The following is a 20,249-nucleotide window of genomic DNA, read 5'->3' as shown; positions in this document are numbered from 1 at the left end:
GAACTTTCGGCAGGCTCTGATGACCGCCGGGAATGGCCTAGGAGGCGCAACTTCAATGGAGACTGAAATGCACCGCAAGCGTTCGTCCCGCAACACCATCCGTCGCGCGGCACTGGCCGCCGCCCTGCTGGCCGTCCTTAGCACGTCAGCATGGGCCCGCGACCCGGCGGTCGACGCGGCGGTCGCCGCAGGCGAGCACGCCGTCGCTGCGCGCCCGAAGGACGCCGAAGCCTGGTACCACGCGGGGCAGGCCTACGGACGCATGGCCATGGAGGCGAGCCTGCTGCGCAAACCGGGCTGGGCGATCAAGACGCGCGACGCATTCCAGGCAGCGGCGAGGCTGGACCCGGACCACCTGGGCGCCCGCGAGGGGCTCGTGCAGTTCTACACGTTGGCGCCCGGCTTCATGGGAGGCGGCAAGGACAAGGCCGCCGCCGAGATCGCAAGCTTTGCCGAGCGCAGCCCGGCCGGCGGCCACTATCTTCGCGCCCTTACGCTGGAAGGCGCTGCAGCGGAGCGCGAACTGCGCGCCGCAGTGCGGCTGGCGCCTGGAGAATCCCGCTACCGCCGAGCACTCATCGGGCTGCTCGATCGCACAGAACAGACCACCGCGGCATCGGCGGTGCTCGAGGACGGGCTGGCCCGCTCGCCCGACGATGCAAGATTGCTGTACGCGCTCGGCCGCCGCGCAGCCATCAATGGCGATTCCATCGACGCGGGCATTGCCGCCCTGGAGCGCGTGATCGCGATGGACGAGTCACTGCCCGACGACGTATCCATTGGAGGCGCGTACTGGCGCCGCGGCCAGTTGCTGGAAAAACGCGGACAGTCCCAGGATGCGCTCGCCGACTACCGCCGCAGCGCCGCGCTCGAACCGGGACTGGAGGCGGTCAGGAAGGACATCGCGCGGCTGACTGCCGGCGGCAAATAGACCCGGGCCGCTCACAGCTCGGACCGGCCCTGGAGCGGCCGGGTGACGGGATCACCGTACGTCGCCGAGGCGCGGATCCGCCTGCTAGGCGCGGAGCTGAAGACCGGCGTTCGGCCGGGCCGGTCACCATCAACAGTGCCTCGCGAGGGTCAACGATCGCTTCGGCAAAGGAGTGCCCGTCTGAGCGGCTCGATTTTCGCTGCCGCGGATGTGGATATTTGGTCGACTTCGAAAGCACTGCGGGGGTTGGCATCTTCGATGGGCGCCGGCCGCGGCTGAAGCCGCTCCTACAAGCATCGCGGGGTAGAACGCGGCCTTTCGCGGCGGACCGGGCAGCTCCGGTCATCGGCTAAGCTCGCGGCGGGGAGGAATCCATGATCCGACGATTCAAACGTGGCGCTCTGCTCGTGCTGGCGCTGCTCCTGCTGTGTGCTGTGCTGGTGGCGGCGACGGCCTGGTGGCTGCTGCGCGGCAGCCTGCCGGCGCTGGATGGCGAGCTCGCCGTGCGCGGCTTGGCCGCTCCGGTGAGCATCGAGCGCGACGCCCTGGGCGTGGTCACCATCGACGCGGCCAGCCAGGCCGACGCGATGCGCTCTCTCGGCTACGTGCATGCGCAGGAGCGCTATTTCGAGATGGACCTCATGCGCCGGACCGCCGCGGGCGAACTGGCTGCCCTGTTTGGCGCCGTCGCGCTGGAAACCGATCGGAAACGACGGGTGCACCGCATGCGGGCGCGGGTGAGCGAGCACCTGGACACCATCCTCGGCGAGCAACGGGCCATGGCGCAGGCGTACGTCGACGGCGTCAACGCCGGCCTGGCCGATCTGGACACCCGGCCCTGGCCGTACCTGTTGCTGCGCGCCGAGCCGGAGCCGTGGCAATTGGCGGACTCGGCATTGACCGGCTATGCGATGTACTTCGACCTGCAGGATGCACGCAACGCGCGCGAACTGGCGCTGTGGCGGATGCGGCCGCACCTGCCGCCGGCGCTGTTCGCGCTGCTCACCCATGACGGCAGCCGCTGGGATGCGCCGCTGATCGGCGCCGCACGCGGCGATGCGGTGCTGCCGGACGCCGGGCAGGTCGACCTGCGCACGCTGCCGGCGCCGCGCGATGCCGATCTGCCCGCGCTGCCGCCCCCGCCGGTCACCGGCAGCAACAACTTCGCCGTCGCCGGCGCACTGACCCGCGACGGCCGCGCGATCGTCGCCGACGACATGCACCTGGGCCTGCGTGCGCCGAACATCTGGTTTCGCGCGCGCCTGCGCTATCCCGACCCGCGCGCGCCCGGCGGGCACGTCGACGCGAGCGGCTTCACCCTGCCGGGGCTGCCCGCGGTGGTGGTCGGCAGCAATGGCCACGTGGCGTGGGGCTTCACCAACAGCTACGGCGATTTCCTCGATTGGCAGCTCCAGCCCGCTTGCGATGCACAGGGCCGGGCTTGCCCAGCAATCACCACGACGCGCGAGATCATCGAAGTCGCAGGCGCGGAGGACGTCGTGTTGCCGGTCCAGGAGACACGCTGGGGCCCGATCCTGCATCGCGAACCTGACGGCAGCACGCTGGCGTTGCGCTGGGCGGCCCATCTGCCAAGCTCGCTGACGCTGGGCTTGAGCGAGTTCATGCACGCCGGTTCGCTCGACCAGGCGCTGCAGGCTGCCGATGGCGCGGGCATCCCGACCCAGAACCTGGTGATCGGCGACAGCAATGGCAGGATCGCGTGGCGGCTGCTCGGCCCGTTGCCGCAACACACGGAAAGCTGCCCGAGGGGGCAGCTCGTCGCCGGCACTCCGCCCGAGCACGCGCCGGCCGAGCGCGCGCCGCCCGCGCATGCGTCGCTGCAGCCCGATGTCGACCCGCCCTGCGAGCCGTGGTCCCTGACCACGAGCGACAGCCCGGCACTGGTCGACCCGCCATCGGGCCGGCTGTGGACCGCCAACAACCGGGTGGTCGGCGGCGAGATGCTCGAACGGATCGGCGATGGCGGCTATGCGCTCGGCGCACGAGCAGCGCAGATCCGCAATGGATTGTTCGCCGAGCGACTGTTCGACGAGGGCGACCTGCTGGCGATCCAGCTCGACGATCGCGCCTTGTTCCTGCAGCGCTGGTGGATGCTGCTGCACGCGCAGGCGGAGGCGTCGCCGACCCCGGCGTTACGCGCACTCGCCGCCGCGGCGCAGGACTGGCAGGGGCGCGCCGCGGTCGACGCGACCAGCTACCGGCTCGTGCGGGCCTGGCGCCTGAACGTACACGAGCGCATTGCCGACGGGCTGACCGCGCCGGCCCAGGTGGCGCTGGGTGACGGGTTCGAAATGCCGGCGCTGGCGCAACTGGAGGGCGTGGCGTGGCCGCTGGTGACTCAACAGCCGGCGCACCTGCTGCCACGCCGGTTCGCGTCCTGGGAGGCATTGTTCGAGGACGCCGCCCAGGCGTTGCATGATGAACTCGGCGGCCGCGGTCCGCTGGCCGAACGCACCTGGGGCGAGCGCAACACCGCGCACATCTGCCATCCGCTGGCCGGCGCGCTGCCGGCGTTCGCCAAGTCGGCGTTGTGCATGCCGGACGACCCGCTACCCGGTGACACCCACATGCCGCGCGTGCAGGGGCCCGGCTTCGGCGCATCCCAACGCATGGTGGTCGCACCCGGCCACGAGGACGACGGCATCGCGCACATGCCCGGCGGCCAGAGCGGGCATCCGCTGTCGCCGTTCTGGGGCGCGGGTCATGAGGACTGGGTGCACGGGCGCGCAACGCCGTTCCTGCCGGGTGAGCCGCGGCACCAGTTGCGGTTGACGCCCGCCAAGTGACAGGCATCTGTAGGTGCGAGGTGAGTCGCGATTTCGTCCCGACGGACGCTTGCGCGGTCGCAGCTCACGCAGCTCCTACAAAAGCGGAGGCTAGGTCGTGGCGGGTGCCTTCAGCAGCATGCGCTCGATCAGGGCCAGATACATATCCGGCAGCGCTTCCAGGTCGGCGACGGACACGTTCTCGTCGACCTTGTGGATGCTCGCGTTGACCGGGCCGATCTCGATGCACTGGGTGCCCAGCGGCGCGATGAAACGCGCATCGGAGGTGCCGCCGCCGGTGCTTTCCTCCGGCGCGGCGCCGGCGAACTGCGCCAGCACCTCGCGCGCCGCCCGCCGTAGCGGGCCTTCCGGGGTATGGAACGGCTCGCCGCTGCGATGCCAGACCAGCTCGAAGTCGAGGCCGTGCGCGCTCAGCAACGCCTCGCATTCGCGCTCCAGTTGCTCGGCGTGCCAGTTCGGGTTGTAGCGCAGGTTGAACAGCACGCGCAGCTCGCCGGGGATCACGTTGGTCGCGCCGGTACCGCCCTGGACGTTGCTGATCTGCAGGCTCGTCGGCGGGAAGCTTTCAAAGCCCTGGTCCCATTGCCGCGCCGCCAGTTCGCTCAGCGCCGGCATCGCCAGGTGCACCGGGTTGCGTGCCTTGTCGGGATAGGCGACATGGCCCTGCACGCCACGTACCGTCAGCGTCGCCGACAGGCTGCCGCGGCGGCCCACGCGCAGCAGGTCGCCGAGTTTCCGGGTCGATGAAGGCTCGCCGGTGATGCACCAGTCCAGGCGCTCGCCGCGTTCGCGGAACAGGCCGGCGACCCGGCGCACGCCGTCGATCGCATTGCCCTCCTCGTCTGAGGTCAGCAGCACCGCGAGCCTCCCCGCATGCTGCGGATGCGCGGCCGCAAAGCGCTCGGCCGCGATGACGAAAGCCGCCACGCTGCCTTTCATGTCGGCCGCGCCGCGGCCGTACAGCACGCCATCGCGGATCTCCGGCACGAAGGGATCGCTGGCCCAGGCCTCGCGCGGACCCGGCGGTACCACGTCGGTGTGGCCCAGCAGCACCAGGGTCGGGCCCGAGGCCTCTCCGGCCTGTCCGCCGTGCACGGCCCACAGATTGTCGACCGAGCCGAAGCACAGGTGCTCGCACTGGAAACCGGCTGCCTCCAGTCGCCCGGCAATCAATGCCTGGCAACCAGCGTCGTCGGGCGTGACCGAGGGGCGCGCGATGAGATCGCGGGTCAGTTCGAGTACGGCGCTCACGTATCGACCCCGAAGCGCTGCTTGAAACGGTTGTCGCTGAAGTCTTGGCTCACCTCGCCCTCATCAGTCACCACCACCGGGCGGCGGATCAACTGCGGGTATTCCTTGAGCAACAGCTTCCACTCCGCGTCCGAGCCGGGCGTCTTGCGGTTGGGCGCGAGATTTCGCCAGGTGGTGGAGGACTTATTGACCATCGCGTCCCAGCCGCCGAGCGCATCCTTCCACTGGGTCAGCCTCTCCGGCGTCTGCCGGTTGTCGCGGTAATCGACGAAGCTGTGCTCGATACCGAAGCGGTCCAGCCACTTGCGCGCCTTGCGGCAGGTGTCGCAGTTGCTGAGGCCGTAGAGGGTGGTGATCATTGATGATGTTCCTGCTTGTATGGCTGTCATTCCTGCCTCCTTTGCCGTCACCCCCGCGAAGGCCGGATCCCGATGCAGATCGGCATCCCTCGGAGCTGTAGGAGCGGCTTCAGCCGCGATCTGGAAATACCTCGTGCGACCAGGATCTGGATCGCGGCTGAAGCCGCTCCTACAACTGACCGGATCAGTCCGCCAACCCGCGCAGCAGGTCGTTGATGCTGGTCTTGCTGCGGGTCTTGGCATCGACCTGTTTGACGATCACCGCGCAGTACAGCGAATGCGAACCGTCCGGGGCCGGCAACTGCCCGGACACCACCACGCTGCCCGGCGGCACGCTGCCGTAGCTGATCTCGCCGGTCATGCGGTTGTAGACGCGGGTGCTCTGGCCGAGGAACACGCCCATGCCGATCACGCTGTGGTGGCCAACGATGAAGCCCTCGACCACCTCCGAGCGCGCGCCGATGAAACAGTGGTCCTCGATGATCGTCGGGGTGGCCTGCAGCGGTTCGAGCACGCCGCCGATACCGGCGCCGCCGGACAGGTGGCAGTGCCTGCCGACCTGCGCGCAGGACCCGACCGTGGCCCAGGTATCGACCATGGTGCCCTCGCCGACATGCGCGCCGATGTTGACGAAGCTCGGCATCAGCACCACGTCGCGGCCGATGTGCGCGCCGCGGCGGACGATCGCGCCCGGCACCACGCGCGCGCCGAGCCGGCGGAACGCAGCCTCGTCGAAATCGGCGAAGCGCGCCGGCACCTTGTCCCAGAACGGCGACGGGTAGGACTCCACCAGCTCCATGTCCTGGGTGCGGAAGTACAGCAGCACCGCTTTCTTGAGCCACTCGTTGACCGCCCAGCCGCCCTGGCCGTCGGGTTCGGCGACGCGGAACTCGCCGCTCTCGATCCCGGCGATCACCCGCTCGACCGCCGGCCGGGTAGAGCCTTCGATCTCGTCCAGGGTGAGCATCGTGCGGCGCTCGAACGCGCTGTCGATCATGAACCGCAAATCGTCCAGGCCCGGCCCGGCCGGCGCGGCCTTCTTCCTGACCGCTCCGGTGGCGGCCCTGGTCGCACCGGCAGCCGTCTTGCCCGCCGTCCTGCCGGCCTTCTTACCAGCCGGCTCACCTACTTTCTTACCGACTTTCTTGCTGACCTTCTTACTGGCTTTCTTACTAGTCTTATCACTGACCCTCTTGCTGGTCTTCCTGCCCGCCTTCTTGGCCGGCTTTCCGGTACTCATCGTGCGTCTCCTTCCAGGCGCGCGAGCAGTACCGCGCGCAATGCCTGTTGTTGCGGTTCGTCGAGCGGCTGCTCGCGCCCCTCCGCGCTGACGGTGGTTATCTGGAACACGTCCTCGGCCCGCTCGCCGAAGGTCGCGATGCGCGCATCGTGCACGCGCATGGCCTGGTTGCGAAGGCTCTGGGCGACATCGGCCAGCAGGCCGGGCCGATCGGTGCAGACCAGGCTCAGCAGGGTGCGGCCGGTCGCGGTGGCGTCAAAGCCGATCTGCGGTGCGAAACGGAAGTGCCGCAGGTGCCGCGGCAGCGTGCGACGCGCCGGCTTGATCCGATCGAGCGGCTCGCCCAGCGCGTTGGCCAGGGCGCGTTCGACATCTTCGGCCGGCGGGATCTGGCGCGGGTCGGCCGGGATCACCTCGAAGGTATCGAAAATCGTGCCGTGCGGGCCGTCGAGCACACGCGCCTGCTGGACCGCCAGGCCAAGCCGGTCGAGCATCGCGACGATCGCGGCGAACAGCCCGTCGCAATCGGGCGAATGCACGAATACTTCCAGCGCGCCGGGGTGCGCGGCCACCGGCCGGGCGCGCACGCAGGTGGCGCCCTCGGCAATGCCGCGCAGCGAGGCCGCCTGCCAGGCGAGCTGATCCGCCCGGCCCTGCTGGAAACCGGCCTCGGGCATGCGCGCGAACAACTGTTCGATCTCGGCGTCGCCGCAGCCGAATGCGACCAGCATCGCGTGCGCCGCCTCGCGGGTTTCGGCACTGCGCTCCTCGGCCGCGAGCGGGTGCTCGAGCCCGCGCCGAAGCGCCAGCCGGGTCGCGGTGTAGAGGTCGGCCATCAACCGGTCTTTCCAGGCGTTCCACAGTTTCGGCGAAGTGCCGGCGATGTCGGCGCAGGTCAGCAGGTAGAGGTGTTCGAGCCGCTCGCGGTCGGCCACGGTGGTGGCGAAGCGGTGGATCACCTCGGGATCGGCGATGTCCTGTTTCTGCGCGGTCATCGACATCAGCAGGTGCTTGCGCACCAGCCACTCGACCAGCGCGGTGTCGGCCTCGGGCAATTCGAGCGCGCTGCAGAAGGCGCGCGCGTCGTCGCCGCCGAGTTCGGAATGGTCGCCGCCGCAGCCCTTGGCGATGTCGTGGAACAGACCGGCCAGCAGAAGCAGTTCCGGTTTCCGCAGACGCGGCCAGATCTGGTGCGCGAGTGCGAAGCGCGGGTCGGGCCGGCCCGAGGCGAAGGCGGCGAGATTCTTCAACACCGCGAGAGTGTGCTGGTCGACCGTATAGACATGGAACAGGTCGAACTGCATCCGCCCGGAAACCTTCAGGAACGCCGGAATCCAGCGCCCGAGCACACCCAGCCGCGCCATCCGGGTCAGCGTCTCCACCGGCTGCGGGCCGCGCAGCAACTGCACGAACTGCCCGCGCAGCGCCGGGTCGGCCTCCGCATACGAGGGCAGTTGCGGCAGCGCCTCGGCCAGCGCGCGCGCGGTGTGCGAATGCAGCCCGCGCACGGGCGCACCGGCATCGCTGCTGCCATCGCGGGCCTGCGCGGCGATGCCGTACGGCGCGGCCCAGGTCGCGAACAGCGCGAAGATGTCCTCCGGCGAACGCGGCCACTCGCCGCCTCCCGCCGACAGGCCGCGCGCGGACAGGTAGCCGCGCCGCAGCTCGAAGCGCTCGCCCAGCGGCTCGGGCCGGGCCTCGCCCTCGATCTGCTCCTCGAACCGCTGCAGCAGGCGCTCGCCGATGCGCAGCACGATCGCGGCGCTGCGGTAGAAGCCCTGCATCATGTGCTCGACCGCCAGGGTGCCGTCGGCATCGACATAGCCCAGCCGCGCGGCCAGCGACTTCTGGTAGTCGAAGCGCAGCCGCTCCTCGCGCTTGCCGGCCTCCAGGTGTAGCCCGAAGCGCAGCCGCGACAGTGCGCGGCGCTCGCGCTCCAGGGTGGCGACCTCATCGGCGCCGAGCTGGCCGAACGCGATCAGCGATTCCAGGTCGGCGGTCCCGATGATCCGCAGCGCCATCCAGTTCAGCGTCTGCACGTCGCGCAGGCCGCCGGGGCCTTCCTTCAGGTGCGGCTCGAGGTTGTCGGAGGTGTCGTCGAAGCGTGCATGGCGCAGGTACAGCTCCTCGCGCTTGGCCTCGAAGAAGTCCTGCGGCGCCCAGGCGACCCGCGGCGACACCGCGGTCTGCAGCTCGCGCCGCTCGTGTTCGTTGGCGGCCAGCGGCCGGGCTTCGAGCAGGGCCGTCAGCACGGTGATGTCGGCGGCCGCGGCCTCGGTGCACTGCGCCAGCGACCGCACCGCGTGGCCGACCGGCAGGCCGGCGTCCCACAACACCGCGAACAGGCGCGCCAGCGCGTCGGCATGCGCCGCCGAATCCTGCGGCTCGGCCATCACCAGCAGGTCGAGGTCGGACTGTGGGAACAGTTCGCCGCGGCCGTAACCGCCAACCGCGAACAACGCCAGCGGCGCCTCCGGCGGGATGCAGCGCTGCCACGCGGCATGCACCTGCACGTCGGCGGCGGCGGCGCGCTCGGCGAGCAGCCGGTCGATGTCGTCGGCACTGGCGTCGAACCGGCTGGCGAAGCCGGCATCGGCCGCGGCCATCGCCTCGCGCGCCTGCGCGGCCCACTCGGCGTCGTCCTGCAACACCTGGTCCTGCACTTCGTCCCGGCCGGTCGCGCCAGACCTTGCCTGGGTGCCGGCGCGCCGCCCGTTCACAGGTCGTTGTCGTCGCCCGGCAACCGGGTCAGTATCTCGACGCCGTCGTCGGTCACCGCAACGGTGTGCTCCCACTGGGCAGAGAGCTTGCGGTCCTTGGTCACCACGGTCCAACCGTCCGGCAGCAGGCGCGTGTGGCGGGCGCCTTCGTTGATCATCGGCTCGATGGTGAAGGTCATGCCCGGCCGCAGCACCAGGCCCTCGCCGGCGCGGCCGTAATGCAGCACCTGCGGCTCGTCGTGGTAGACCCGGCCGATGCCGTGGCCGCAGTACTCGCGCACCACGCTGAAGCGTTCGGATTCAGCGTACTGCTGGATCGCCGCACCGATGTCGCCCAGGGTCGCACCGGGCCGAACCGAGCGGATGCCGCGGAACATCGCCTCGCGGGTCACCTCGATCAGGCGCTTGGCCATGACCGACGGCGTGCCGGCCACGAACATGCGGCTGGTATCGCCGTGCCAGCCGTTCTTGATCACGGTGACGTCGATATTGACGATGTCGCCGTCCTTGAGGACCTTGGCTTCGTTGGGGATGCCGTGGCAGATCACGTTGTTGACCGAGGTGCAGACGGTCTTGGGAAAGCCCTTGTAGCCGACGTTGGCCGGAACGGCCTGCTGCACGTTGACGATGTGGTCGTGACAGAGCTTGTCCAGCGTCTCGGTGCTGACGCCGGGCTTCACGTGGGGGGCGATCATCTGCAGCACCTCGGCGGCCAGGCGGCCGGCGATGCGCATCTGCTCGATCTCTTCGGGGGTCTTGGTGGTTACAGGCATTCGCACATTATCGCCGATGCGGGCGGGTGGCAGGAAATCCGGGGCTTTTTGACGCGAATTCACGCGAATAAGAGCGGAGAGGGCCAATTGGGCCCTGTACGCGGCGCGGCGCCATGCCGACTGGGTTCGATCCCACTTACCAGTCACTTACTCACTTCTCGCCCCTGACTGCCTCTGTCCTATCCGCGCCCCTCCGCGTCGATCCGCGTCAAATACACCTGCTTGCCCCCGCGGGCCTGCCCCCCTACAATTGCCCGGCTGTGCAGGCCCTGTGCCTTCACGCCGCCCACGCCGGGCGTCAGCAGTGGGGCCGAAGCTCCAGCGCAGGCGAATACACACCCGCTGCCACAGTCCGTGCCGGGGTGCTGCATACGGTCTGGAGCCAAGGCTCCAGTACGGGTATGTGGTTCGGTCACGGAAGCAGCGGGGAGGCCCAACCCCGGAATCCTCGCCACGGCCCGCGCCGCGGCAGCCGCCCTACCCTTTTGGCGGCCGGATTCCACTGCCTGGAGTTACAAACAATGCCCCAGATCACCATGCGCCAGATGCTGGAGGCCGGCGTCCATTTCGGCCACCAGACCCGCTACTGGAATCCCAAGATGGGCCCGTACATCTTCGGCGCCCGCGGCAAGATCCACATCATCAACCTCGAGAAGACCGTTCCGCTGTTCAACGACGCGATGAACTTTCTCTCGGGCATCGCCCAGAAGCGCGGCATGATCCTGTTCCTCGGCACCAAGCGCAGCGCGCGCGAGTCGATCAAGGAAGAGGCCGAGCGTTGCGGCATGCCGTACATGAATCAGCGTTGGCTCGGCGGTACGCTGACCAACTTCGCCACGGTCAAGAAGTCGGTTCAACGCTTGAAAGAGCTCGAGGCGGCCGAAACCGACGGCACCTTCGAAAAGCTCGTCAAGCACGAAGTGCTCGGCCTGCGCCGTGAGCGCGAGAAGAAGCTGTCCTCGCTGGGCGGCATCAAGGAAATGAACCGCCTGCCCGACGCGCTGTTCGTGATCGATATCGGCCACGAAGACATCGCGGTCAAGGAAGCCAAGAAGCTTGGCATCCCCGTCGTGGCCGTGGTCGACACCAACTACAACCCGGAACTGGTGGACTACGCGATCCCGGGCAACGACGACGCGATCCGTGCGGTGCAGCTGTACGCCCGCGCCGCCGCCGATGCCGTGCTCGAAGGCAAGGCCGCCGCGCCGCAGGCCGCCAGCGTGCGCGAGGAAGACTTCGCCGATGCCGACGGTGGCAAGGCCGCGCCGCGTGGCCGCGCCCCGGCCAAAAAGGCTGCCCCGAAAGCTGACGACGCCGCCAAGACCGAAGCTGCCGCGAAGGCTGAAGAGGCTCCCAAGGCTGACGCTGACGCGAAGAGTGAAGACGCCCCCAAGGCTGAAGCTGCCGCGAAGACTGAAGACGCCAAGCCGGCCACCGAAGCACCGGCCGCCGAGTAAGACCGATGTCATGCGGCCGCGCCATGCTGCGCGGCCGCACTTCTTTTGTAGGAGCGGCTTCAGCCGCGATCGAATGTTTCGGCCCCTTGTGACCGATTGCGGATTGCGGCTGAAGCCGCTCCTACAGTTCCGAAAAATATGAGGTAACCCCATGGCAGAAATCACCGCATCCCTGGTCAAGGAACTGCGCGAGCGCACCGGCGCCGGCATGATGGAGTGCAAGAAGGCGCTGGTCGAGAACAACGGCGACGTCGAAGTCTCCGCCGAATGGCTGCGCAAGCAGGGTCTGGCCAAGGCCGACAAGAAAGCCAGCCGCGTCGCCGCCGAAGGTCGCATCGTCGCGGCCCAGACCGACGGCAAGGCCGTGCTAATCGAGATCAACTCCGAGACCGACTTCGTCGCCAAGGACGCCAACTTCATTGCGTTCACCGAGAACGTCGGCGAAGCCGCGCTCGGGGCCCCCGATGTCGAAGCACTGAAGACCGCAAAGCTGGGCTCCGGCCAGACCGTCGAGGAGACCCGCGCCGAGCTGATCGCCAAGGTCGGCGAGAACGTGCAGGTCCGCCGCATCTCGCACATGGAAAGCGCCAATACGCTCGGCGCCTACGTGCATGGCGGCCGCATCGGCGTGCTGATCGAGCTCAAGGGCGGCAACGCCGACCTGGCACGCGGCCTGGCGATGCACGTCGCGGCGATGAACCCGCCGTACATCTCGCCGGCCCACGTCCCGGCCGACTTCGTCGCCAAGGAAAAGGAAATCGCCCTGGCCCAGGTCAAGGACACCGGCAAGCCCGCCGAGATCCTCGAGAAGATGATTTCCGGCAAGGTCGCCAAGACCGTCAACGAGCTGTGCCTGACCGGCCAGCCGTACGTGCTGGACACCAACCAGACCGTCGAAGCCGCGCTCAAGGCCGCCGGCGCCGAAGTCCTGGGTTTCGTCCGCCTCGCCGTCGGCGAGGGCATCGAGAAGCAGAGCGACGATTTCCACGCCGAAGTGATGAAGCAGGCGGGCCTGGCGTAGCCGCGCCGTTCCCCTCCAGCTTCCCAGCAAGTACAAAAAAGGCCGCGGATTCCGCGGCCTTTTTTGTTTCCCAGGTGCAGGAGGAGTGCTGGCGCGATGCGGTTACTCCCCCTTCGAAAAAAAACTCCCGGCACACCGAGCCCCGAAGCCTCGGCGTACCGGGAGCGACCTTCCGTGGAGGCCATCCCTGGCTGCCATCCTTGGCCGCCGTCCGTTGGCTCGCCATCCTTGGCACCTTCCGTGGTCCACCGGATCGCCAATGGCGGCCGGCTCCTGCACTGCTAGCCCCCGATCAGAACCGCCCCGTTCCGACGATATTCGTCGCGGATCGGGACACCCTTGCCAGGACACCGGTATCGGTAACGCACGCACTGCCCTTCCCCCCTACCCCGTGGGAAAGAAAAATTTGCGATCGGGTCGCGCGTCAGAAGCGGTAGGCGGCGCTGAGCAGGTAATAACGACCACGCGGGTCGTCGTGGGCGATGTCGTAACCGCCCTTGGCCACGTCGAAGTTCAGCGGGCGGCGGTCGCCGATGTCCCGCACGTTGAGCCCGAAGCGCCAGTCGGCGAACCCGGCGTACTGCAGGTCCACATCGAACGTGGTCGAACCGGGCGTGCGGCACTTGCCCGCGGCGAGGTTGGCCGCCGGGCACGGCTGGCCCGCGGCCACGACCTGCGAAGGCCCCAGGCTGCGCAGGTTCAGCGTGGTGCGCCAGTCGGCGTAGTCCCACTGCAGCGACGCCAGCGCGCTGCGATCGGGGGCGCGATGGCCGGCCTGGTCCAGTACCGGCGCATTCGGCCGTGCACGCCGCTCCAGGCGCTGCAGGTAATGGCCCGACAGCCGCAGCGAGTAGCGGCCGTAGCGCGCGGTGTCCAATGCGTACTGCGCGTCCAATTCCCAGCCGCGCACATCGCTGCGGCCGACGTTCTCGAAGTACTGGTCGATCCCGATCAGCCGGCCAGCCTCATCGCGCTGCAGTGATTGCGGAAATGCGGCGAGATCGTCGAGCGCGCTGCCCGGCAGGATCTCGTTGCGGCGCTGGATGCGGAAATGATCCAGGCTGAGGCTGAACCCGCGCGAGGGCGCCCACACCATGCCGAGCGTGTGGCTGCGCGACGTCTCCGGCCGCAGGTCGGGGTTCTCGTGCGCCCCCAGCGTCACCAGGCAATAGCTGATGCCGACATCGATCGGGATCGACACCGCGCATGGCGCCACGGCCTCGTTCTCCAGCACGAACGCAAGCTTCTCGAACACGTTCGGCCGGCGCAGCTCGAACAGCGAAGGCGCGCGGTAACCGGTGGCCGCGGTGCCGCGGAAGGTCAGCGAGTCGATCACGTTCCACTTCACCCCGAGCTTGGGCGAGCGCTTGCTGCCGTAGCCCTGGCGCCGGTCCAGCCGCAGCGCCACGTCGGCCTGCACCCGCGCCAGCAACGGCACGTTGATCTCGGCATACAGCGCGGAGCTGTAGCGGTGGGTGTCGATGCTGATCTTCTGCGGACTCAGCGCGAGGTCATGCTCGAGCATCAGCGGGTCGGGGCGATGGCGCAGTGAATCGCGGCCGAACTCGGCACCGGCGGCAAGCCGGGTCGCGCCGGCCGGCAGCGAGAAGCCGCGGCCATTGATGGCGAAGCTGAGTTGGTTCAGCACCGCGGTCCCGCGCGCCGTGACCCGCGGCGAGATCGCCGCCAGCACCGAGACCGGGTTGGCTTGCGCGCCGTCGCCCGCGTTGAACCGGTACGCGTGGGCGTGCACCGCCTCGGTGAATGCGGTATCGCGGACCAGCCCGTCGATGCGGCTGGCGACGCTGTTGCGATGGTGCGACGCGGTCGCGGACCACTCCCAGCCGCCGAGCAGGCCATTGAGGCCGGTGGAGGCATCCAGCGTGCGGGTGTCGCTGCGGTTGCGCACCGGACCGACGTCGAAGAACGCATAGTCGAGCACGGGCGAGCCGGGCACTGCGTCGGGGTGGCCCGCCGGCACCGACACCCGGCCATGGAACGGCGCGCCGCCCAGTTGCTGGCTGGCTTCGCTGGCGCGCACATCGGCCGACCAGCTCATGCTGCCGCCGACCGGTTGCTGCAGGTGCCCGTACAGCGACAGGCGCTCGCTTGCCGGGTGTAGGGTGAGAAAACGCGGAATGTCGAGAAGGCAGCCTTCGACCAGCGCGCCCGCGCCCGCGCCGGGTGCGCAGGCGGGCTGGGCCAGGTGGCCGTCCACCCCGCGATAGCCCAGCGGAATGCGCCAGTCGCCCAGGCTATGGCGGCGGTGGTCCATGGTGCGCCACGCGCGCTGCGCACCGAACAATGCCTCGCGCCGGAAATAGTCGGCGGCGACCAGCGCGCTGCCGCCGCGTGGCGTATCGATGCCATGACTGAACGAAAGCCGCTGCTCATCGGCATCGCCGCGCGAGGACCGCCCCAGTCGGCCGATGATCTCGCCGCCGTCCTGGTGCTTTTTCAGGATGATGTTGACCACGCCGGCCATCGCATCGGCACCGTAGATCGCCGACGCGCCGCCGCGCATGATCTCGACCCGGTCGACGATGCTCAGCGGAATGCCGTCCAGGTCGAGCAAGCCGCCCAGGTCGGCCGAGATCAACCCGTAGTTGGCGACGCGGCGGCCGTCGATCAGGAACAGCGTCGCGCGCGGCCCGAGAGCGTTCAGGCTGGTGGTGGCCGCCGTGGCAAACGGTTGCTGCACACCCTGCCCGCCGTCGGCGGCGACGTCGACCGGGTGGTGGCCGATCATGCCGGGCTGCAAGCGCAGCAACTCGAACAGGGTCTGGTGGCCGCTGGTCTCGATCTGCTCGCGGCCGATCAGGGTCACCGGCGACGGAGTGACAACATCGAGATCACTGCGTGGGATGTGAGTGCCGGTGACGTGGACCGCAGCGAGATCGGTCGGGGCGGGGCGGCGCTCGGGTGCAGCCGCGCGTCTGACCGGCGCGGTGCGAGGATAGCGACGCAACAGGAAGGTGTTGGCGTTGACCGCCTCCGCGCGCAGGCCGCTGCCCCGCAGCAGCCGGGCCAACGCGCGGGCCGCGGGAAGTTCGCCCTGCAAGCCACCGCTGCGCAGCTGCGCAACCAGCGCGGGATCGTAAATGATCTGGGTGCGGCTCTGCCTCGCCAGGGTCTCCAGCGCGCTGTCGAGCGAGCCGGCGCGGATGCTGAAAGCGGTGGCAGCGGAGCTCGATGCCTCGGCGCCGCGCGCAGGCCCGTCCAGACAGGCCCACGACAGCGCGCCCAGCAGGGCGAGCGTGAACCTGGATGGGGCCATTCAACCGCGACAGGCATTACGGGAGCGGCCACCTTACGGAACGCCCGCAGGCCGCGCAATGCCGGGGCTGGTACTGCGGAGGCTCGATCACTCCGCCCCGCTCTCCTGCCTGATGCAGTTTCATGTAGGAGCGGCTTCAGCCGCGAAAGCCCGCTTGCCGCCAAAAATGAAGAAGGGAGGGAGCCACCACATGAAGAGCTCGCGGCTGAAGCCGCTCCTACATCCCCAGCGGGAAATCCGGTAGATCGGCGCGCTACCGCGCCGGGCCGTGCAGCACGATCTGGTGCTCGTCGATGCGCTCGGCACGCAACGACCAGCCCTGCTCCAGCGCCGCGATCAGCGCCGGCTGGTCGTGGATGTGGAATACGCCGCTGACGGTGGTGTCGCCCAGACGCGGGTCGGCAAGCCGCAACTGGGCCTCCGTGTAGCGGTTCATCTCCGCCAGCAGCATATCCAGCCGGCGGTTCTTGAACACCAGGTCACCGCGCGGCCAGGCTTCGGCGACCGCAAGGTCGAGCGCACGCCTGGCCTGCACGTTGCCGGCGGCGTCGACCGTGACCTGCTGGCCCGGCGCGAGCGTGCTGCGTTGGCTCGCGCCGGAGCGGCCGGCCGCGGTCACGATCACCGCCCCCTCGAGCAGCCCCACCTCAACCGCGTCGCCGCGACGGCCGACCTGGAAGGTGGTGCCGATGTCGCGGATCGTGGCCGCGCCGGCCTCGACCGTGAACGGCCGTTGCGGGTCCGAGGCAACCACGAACTGCGCGCGCCCATGCTGCAGCTCGATGCGGCGTGCCCCGTCGCTGAAGCGCGCGGTCAAGCGCGAGTCGGTATCGAGCAGGACCTCGGTGCCATCGGCGAGCGTCACACCGCGCTGCTCGCCGACCGCTGTGGCGTATTGCGCCACCGTCGTCACCGCCGCCGGGCGCAACAACCAGAACGCTACACCGAGCGAAACCACCAGCGTTGCGGCGAGCGCGGCGGCGGCCGGCCGCCAGCGGCGCAGCGGCCCGCCACCGGCGGTTTTGCGCCGCGCCTGCCGCGCCGCTGCGCGCAGCAGATCGTCGGAGCCCAGCGCACCGGCCATCGCGTCGATCCTTTCGGTTTCGAGCCAGGCTTCGATGTGCGCCGGCGATTGCGCCAGCCAGCCCTCGAAGGCAGCGCGTTCGTGCGCGCTGCAATCGGGCGCATGCAGCCGGGCCAGCCAGGCCTCGGCCTGGCCGTCATCGCCGGTGGACGTGGTGCCGGTGGGGGCGTTCGGAGGTGCCGTGCTCATGGATCGTCCAGTGGATTGGAGGCGTTGTCGTGCAGGTGCAGGCGCAGCAGTCGCAACGCCCTGCCCACGTGCTTCTCGACCGCCTTGACCGAAATGTCGCAATGCCGCGCGATCTGGCTGTAGCTCATGCCCTCGATGCGGTTCAGCAGATACACCTGGCGGCAGCGCGTCGGCAATTGCAGGATTGCCGCGCGCACCTGCACCAGTTCCTGCTCGGTGGCCAGGCGCTGCTCGTGGCTGGGTTCCGAGGAAGGCAGCCCCTCGAACGTCTGGTCCAGGCTGACGTGCGCGTCGGCCTGCCGGCTCTGCTGCCGACGGCCGCGATCGGCCAGCACGTTGAGCGCGATGCGGTACATCAGCGCGCGGAGCTGTTCGGGCGGCCGGCCGCGGTAGCGCATCAGCCGCACCATGGCTTCCTGGACCACGTCCTTGGCGTCCTCGTCATGGGTCCGACTGCGCAGGAAACCCAGCAGCGCCTCGCGGTGCTCGCGCAGGAAGTCCTCGAAGCCGTCGGTGGGCGCGCCGCCGCTCACGCCCCGGCCCTCGACCGGCGGTAGCCACCGCGGCCGTGGCGCTGCGTGTCTGGCGAGATGCGGGGTGGCGATTGCACGGCTTGCGGGGGTCACTTCAGCACGGGAATGGCGCTCGCCGGGTGCATCGCTGCCGGCTGCGGTCGGTTGGGCCGCGGCGTGATGGGCAGGATCCCGGGGGCGGTGCCGGTCTTCCGGTCGCGGCGAGCGGCGCCCGACGTTGTAACACGCAGGTGGCGCGGCGGTGAGCGGCGCCCGCATCGCCGAGGCACGCATCGGCGCCGATGCGGCGGTGATCGCAGGTGTCGATGCGGTGTTGCGTCCCATGCCGCCATAACGCAATTCGTGGCCCGCACCCTACCTCGGCTAGAATCACCCGGTTTGCCCAACCGGAGATCCGCCATGACCCAGCTCGCCTATCGCCGTGTCCTGTTGAAGCTGTCCGGCGAGGCGTTGATGGGCGATGAGGACTACGGAATCGATCCCAAGGTGAGCGGGCGCCTGGCGCGCGAGGTGATCGAGGCGCAGCAGGCCGGGGCCGAGGTCGCACTGGTGATCGGCGGCGGCAACATCTTCCGCGGCGCCGGCCTGGCCGCCGGCGGCATGGACCGGGTCACCGGCGACCAGATGGGCATGCTCGCCACGGTCATCAACGCGCTGGCGATGCAGGACGCGCTGGAAAAGCTCGGTGCCAAGGCCCGGGTGATGAGCGCGATCAAGATCAACGACGTCTGCGAGGACTACATCCGCCGGCGCGCGATCCGTCATCTGGAGAAGGGCCGGCTGGTGATCTTCGCCGCCGGCGTCGGCAGCCCGTTCTTCACCACCGACTCGGGCGCGGCGCTGCGGGCGATCGAGATCGGCGCCGACCTGCTGCTCAAGGCCACCAAGGTCGACGGCGTCTACGACAAGGACCCCAAGAAGCATGCCGACGCGGTGCGTTTCGACAAGCTGAGCTACGACGAGGTGCTCGCGCGCGACCTGCAGGTGATGGACACCGCCGCGTTCGCACTGGCGCGCGACAGCGACCTGCCGCTGCGCATCTTCGACATGAGCCAGCCCGGCGAGCTGCTCAGGATCCTGCGCGGCGAACAGATCGGCACGCTGGTGCAGGGTCGGCGCTAGTCGCGCCCGCTATAATCCCGCGATTACCGTCACAGGACCGGAGCCGGCGATGCTCAACGAGATCAAGCAAGACGCCCAGACCCGCATGGCCAAAAGCGTCGAGACCTTTCGGCAAGACCTCACCAAGGTGCGCACCGGTCGCGCCACCACCGCACTGGTCGACCACCTCAAGGTCAACTACTACGGTTCCGAGATGCCGCTGACCCAGGTCGCCAGCGTTGCGGTGTCGGACGCACGCTCGCTGACGATCACGCCGTGGGAAAAGCAGATGGTCTCGGCGGTGGAGAAGGCCATCATCAACTCCGACCTCGGCCTGACCCCCAACACCGCCGGCACCGTGATCCGCATTAACCTGCCGGCGCTGACCGAGGAGCGCCGCCGCGAGCTGTCCAAGCACGTGCATGCCGGCGGCGAGGACGCCAAGATCGCGATCCGCAACATCCGCCGCGACGCCAACCACCAGGTCAAGGAACTGCTGAAGGAAAAGCAGGTCACCGAGGACGACGTGCGCCGCAGCGAGGACGAGATCCAGAAGCTCACCGACGCCGCGATCAAGGACGTCGACGACGTGGTCAAGGCCAAGGAGCAGGAGTTGATGGCGGTATGAGGGCCGGGACCCGGGACCCGGGACCCGGGTCCCGGGCAAGCGGTGACGCAACTAGCGGAATACATCGGTTGCCGTTTATCGAAGCCCCGTGCCCGAGGTTTGTCCGCATTTGCCTTTCCGGGTCCCCGGTCCCCGGTCCCCAGTCCCGGTTGTCATGACGGTCCCGCGCCACCTCGCCGTCATCATGGACGGCAACGGCCGCTGGGCCGAACGCCGCCGCCGACCGCGGGTTATCGGCCATCGCGCCGGCGCGCGTGCGGTCAACGTCTGCATCGACTTCTGCCTGGAGCGCGGCATCGAGGCGCTGACCCTGTTCGCCTTCTCCAGCGAGAACTGGGGCCGGCCCCAGGACGAGGTCGGCGCGCTGATGAAGCTGTTCCTCAACGCGCTCGAGCGCGAGGTCGAGGAGTTGCACCGTCGCGGCGTGCGCATCCGCTTCATCGGCGAGCGCGGGCGCTTCGGCGAGGCGATCGCCCGGCGCATGGCCGCGGCCGAGGCGCAGACCATGGCCAACACCGGTCTGCACCTGACCATCGCGGCGAGCTACGGCGGACGCTGGGACATCGCCGAGGCGGCCAAGTCGCTGGCGCGCGAGGTCGCCGCCGGCACGCTCGCTCCCGATGACATCGACGAGGCCGCGCTGGCCGCGCGCATGGCGCTGGCCGAACTGCCGCCGCCGGACCTGTTCATCCGCACCGGCGGCGATACCCGCATCAGCAACTTCCTGCTGTGGCAGCTGGCCTACACCGAGCTGTGGTTCACCGAAACGTTGTGGCCGGAACTCGATGCGGCGACACTGCAGCGCGCCCTGGACGATTTCGGCAGTCGCCAGCGCCGGTTTGGCCTGACTGCCGCGCAGGTCGCCGCCCCGGGGCCGG

The 20,249-nt window shown here is 69.2% G+C and carries 14 protein-coding genes and 1 pseudogene; 7 read left to right on the top strand and 8 right to left on the bottom strand.

Annotated elements, in window-relative coordinates:
• Positions 1–67 precede the first annotated feature (67 nt).
• Together ACJQWM_RS08575 and ACJQWM_RS08570 are read left to right on the top strand one after the other, a co-directional pair.
• The gene (locus tag ACJQWM_RS08575; protein WP_332705709.1) at positions 68–931 is read left to right on the top strand and encodes a tetratricopeptide repeat protein; all 864 of its coding nucleotides are present in this window, start codon (positions 68–70) and stop codon (positions 929–931) included.
• Positions 932–1,305: 374 nt separating this feature from the next.
• Complete coding sequence (locus ACJQWM_RS08570) at positions 1,306–3,738, top strand: penicillin acylase family protein (protein WP_411306764.1); 2,433 nt, start codon at positions 1,306–1,308, stop codon at positions 3,736–3,738.
• 90 nt (positions 3,739–3,828) lie between these two features.
• Here ACJQWM_RS08570 and dapE read toward each other — a convergent pair whose 3' ends face one another.
• The 5 genes from dapE to map all read right to left on the bottom strand — a co-directional run bounded on the left by dapE (position 3,829) and on the right by map (position 10,081).
• Positions 3,829–4,989 carry a succinyl-diaminopimelate desuccinylase gene (dapE, locus tag ACJQWM_RS08565; protein ID WP_332705706.1) on the bottom strand — a complete coding sequence of 387 codons (1,161 nt, stop codon included), beginning with the start codon at positions 4,987–4,989 and terminating at the stop codon, positions 3,829–3,831.
• Entirely contained in the window at positions 4,986–5,345 is a 360-nt protein-coding gene (locus tag ACJQWM_RS08560; protein ID WP_332705771.1) for a Spx/MgsR family RNA polymerase-binding regulatory protein, read from the bottom strand. The genes dapE and ACJQWM_RS08560 overlap by 4 nt, the downstream gene beginning before the upstream one ends.
• Before the next feature lie 187 nt (positions 5,346–5,532).
• Entirely contained in the window at positions 5,533–6,588 is a 1,056-nt protein-coding gene (dapD, locus tag ACJQWM_RS08555; RefSeq protein ID WP_332705704.1) for a 2,3,4,5-tetrahydropyridine-2,6-dicarboxylate N-succinyltransferase, read from the bottom strand.
• Positions 6,585–9,251 carry a [protein-PII] uridylyltransferase gene (gene glnD / locus ACJQWM_RS08550; protein ID WP_332705768.1) on the bottom strand — a complete coding sequence of 889 codons (2,667 nt, stop codon included), beginning with the start codon at positions 9,249–9,251 and terminating at the stop codon, positions 6,585–6,587. The genes dapD and glnD overlap by 4 nt, the downstream gene beginning before the upstream one ends.
• A 53-nt stretch (positions 9,252–9,304) precedes the next feature.
• A complete protein-coding gene (gene map / locus ACJQWM_RS08545; RefSeq protein WP_332705701.1) occupies positions 9,305–10,081 on the bottom strand; it encodes a type I methionyl aminopeptidase in 777 nt (258 codons plus the stop codon).
• A gap of 521 nt (positions 10,082–10,602) precedes the next feature.
• Between map and rpsB the strand changes: the two genes are divergently transcribed.
• Positions 10,603–11,538 (top strand): 30S ribosomal protein S2, encoded by a 936-nt coding sequence (rpsB, locus tag ACJQWM_RS08540; RefSeq protein ID WP_332705765.1) that lies wholly within the window; start codon positions 10,603–10,605, stop codon positions 11,536–11,538.
• Positions 11,539–11,689: 151 nt separating this feature from the next.
• Positions 11,690–12,559, top strand: a complete 870-nt coding sequence (gene tsf, locus ACJQWM_RS08535) for a translation elongation factor Ts (protein WP_332705698.1) — start codon at positions 11,690–11,692, stop codon at positions 12,557–12,559.
• Between the two features lie 424 nt (positions 12,560–12,983).
• Here tsf and ACJQWM_RS08530 read toward each other — a convergent pair whose 3' ends face one another.
• From ACJQWM_RS08530 to ACJQWM_RS08520, 3 genes are all read right to left on the bottom strand, one after another.
• Entirely contained in the window at positions 12,984–15,836 is a 2,853-nt protein-coding gene (locus ACJQWM_RS08530; protein WP_332705696.1) for a TonB-dependent receptor domain-containing protein, read from the bottom strand.
• 253 nt (positions 15,837–16,089) lie between these two features.
• Positions 16,090–17,109, bottom strand: coding sequence for a FecR family protein (locus ACJQWM_RS08525; protein ID WP_411306763.1), 1,020 nt, complete (start codon positions 17,107–17,109; stop codon positions 16,090–16,092).
• A complete protein-coding gene (locus tag ACJQWM_RS08520) occupies positions 17,106–17,642 on the bottom strand; it encodes an RNA polymerase sigma factor (protein WP_332707222.1) in 537 nt (178 codons plus the stop codon). The genes ACJQWM_RS08525 and ACJQWM_RS08520 overlap by 4 nt, the downstream gene beginning before the upstream one ends.
• 399 nt (positions 17,643–18,041) lie before the next feature.
• Here ACJQWM_RS08520 and pyrH point away from each other — a divergent pair, with 399 nt between their 5' ends.
• From pyrH to uppS, 3 genes and pseudogenes are all read left to right on the top strand, one after another.
• The gene (pyrH, locus tag ACJQWM_RS08515; protein ID WP_332707219.1) at positions 18,042–18,764 is read left to right on the top strand and encodes a UMP kinase; all 723 of its coding nucleotides are present in this window, start codon (positions 18,042–18,044) and stop codon (positions 18,762–18,764) included.
• A 49-nt stretch (positions 18,765–18,813) separates the two neighbouring features.
• The gene (gene frr, locus ACJQWM_RS08510) at positions 18,814–19,371 is read left to right on the top strand and encodes a ribosome recycling factor (RefSeq protein WP_332707216.1); all 558 of its coding nucleotides are present in this window, start codon (positions 18,814–18,816) and stop codon (positions 19,369–19,371) included.
• Between the two features lie 154 nt (positions 19,372–19,525).
• A pseudogene (gene uppS / locus ACJQWM_RS08505) lies at positions 19,526–20,236 on the top strand (polyprenyl diphosphate synthase); the annotation flags it as partial.
• Between the last annotated feature and the right edge of the window lie 13 nt (positions 20,237–20,249).

Source organism: Novilysobacter longmucuonensis (assembly GCF_046600735.1).
In the GTDB taxonomy this organism is placed as follows: Bacteria; Pseudomonadota; Gammaproteobacteria; order Xanthomonadales; family Xanthomonadaceae; genus Novilysobacter_A; species Novilysobacter_A longmucuonensis.
The sequence above is the reverse complement of the archived record's forward strand: the minus strand, read 5'-3'. Positions and strand labels throughout refer to the sequence as shown.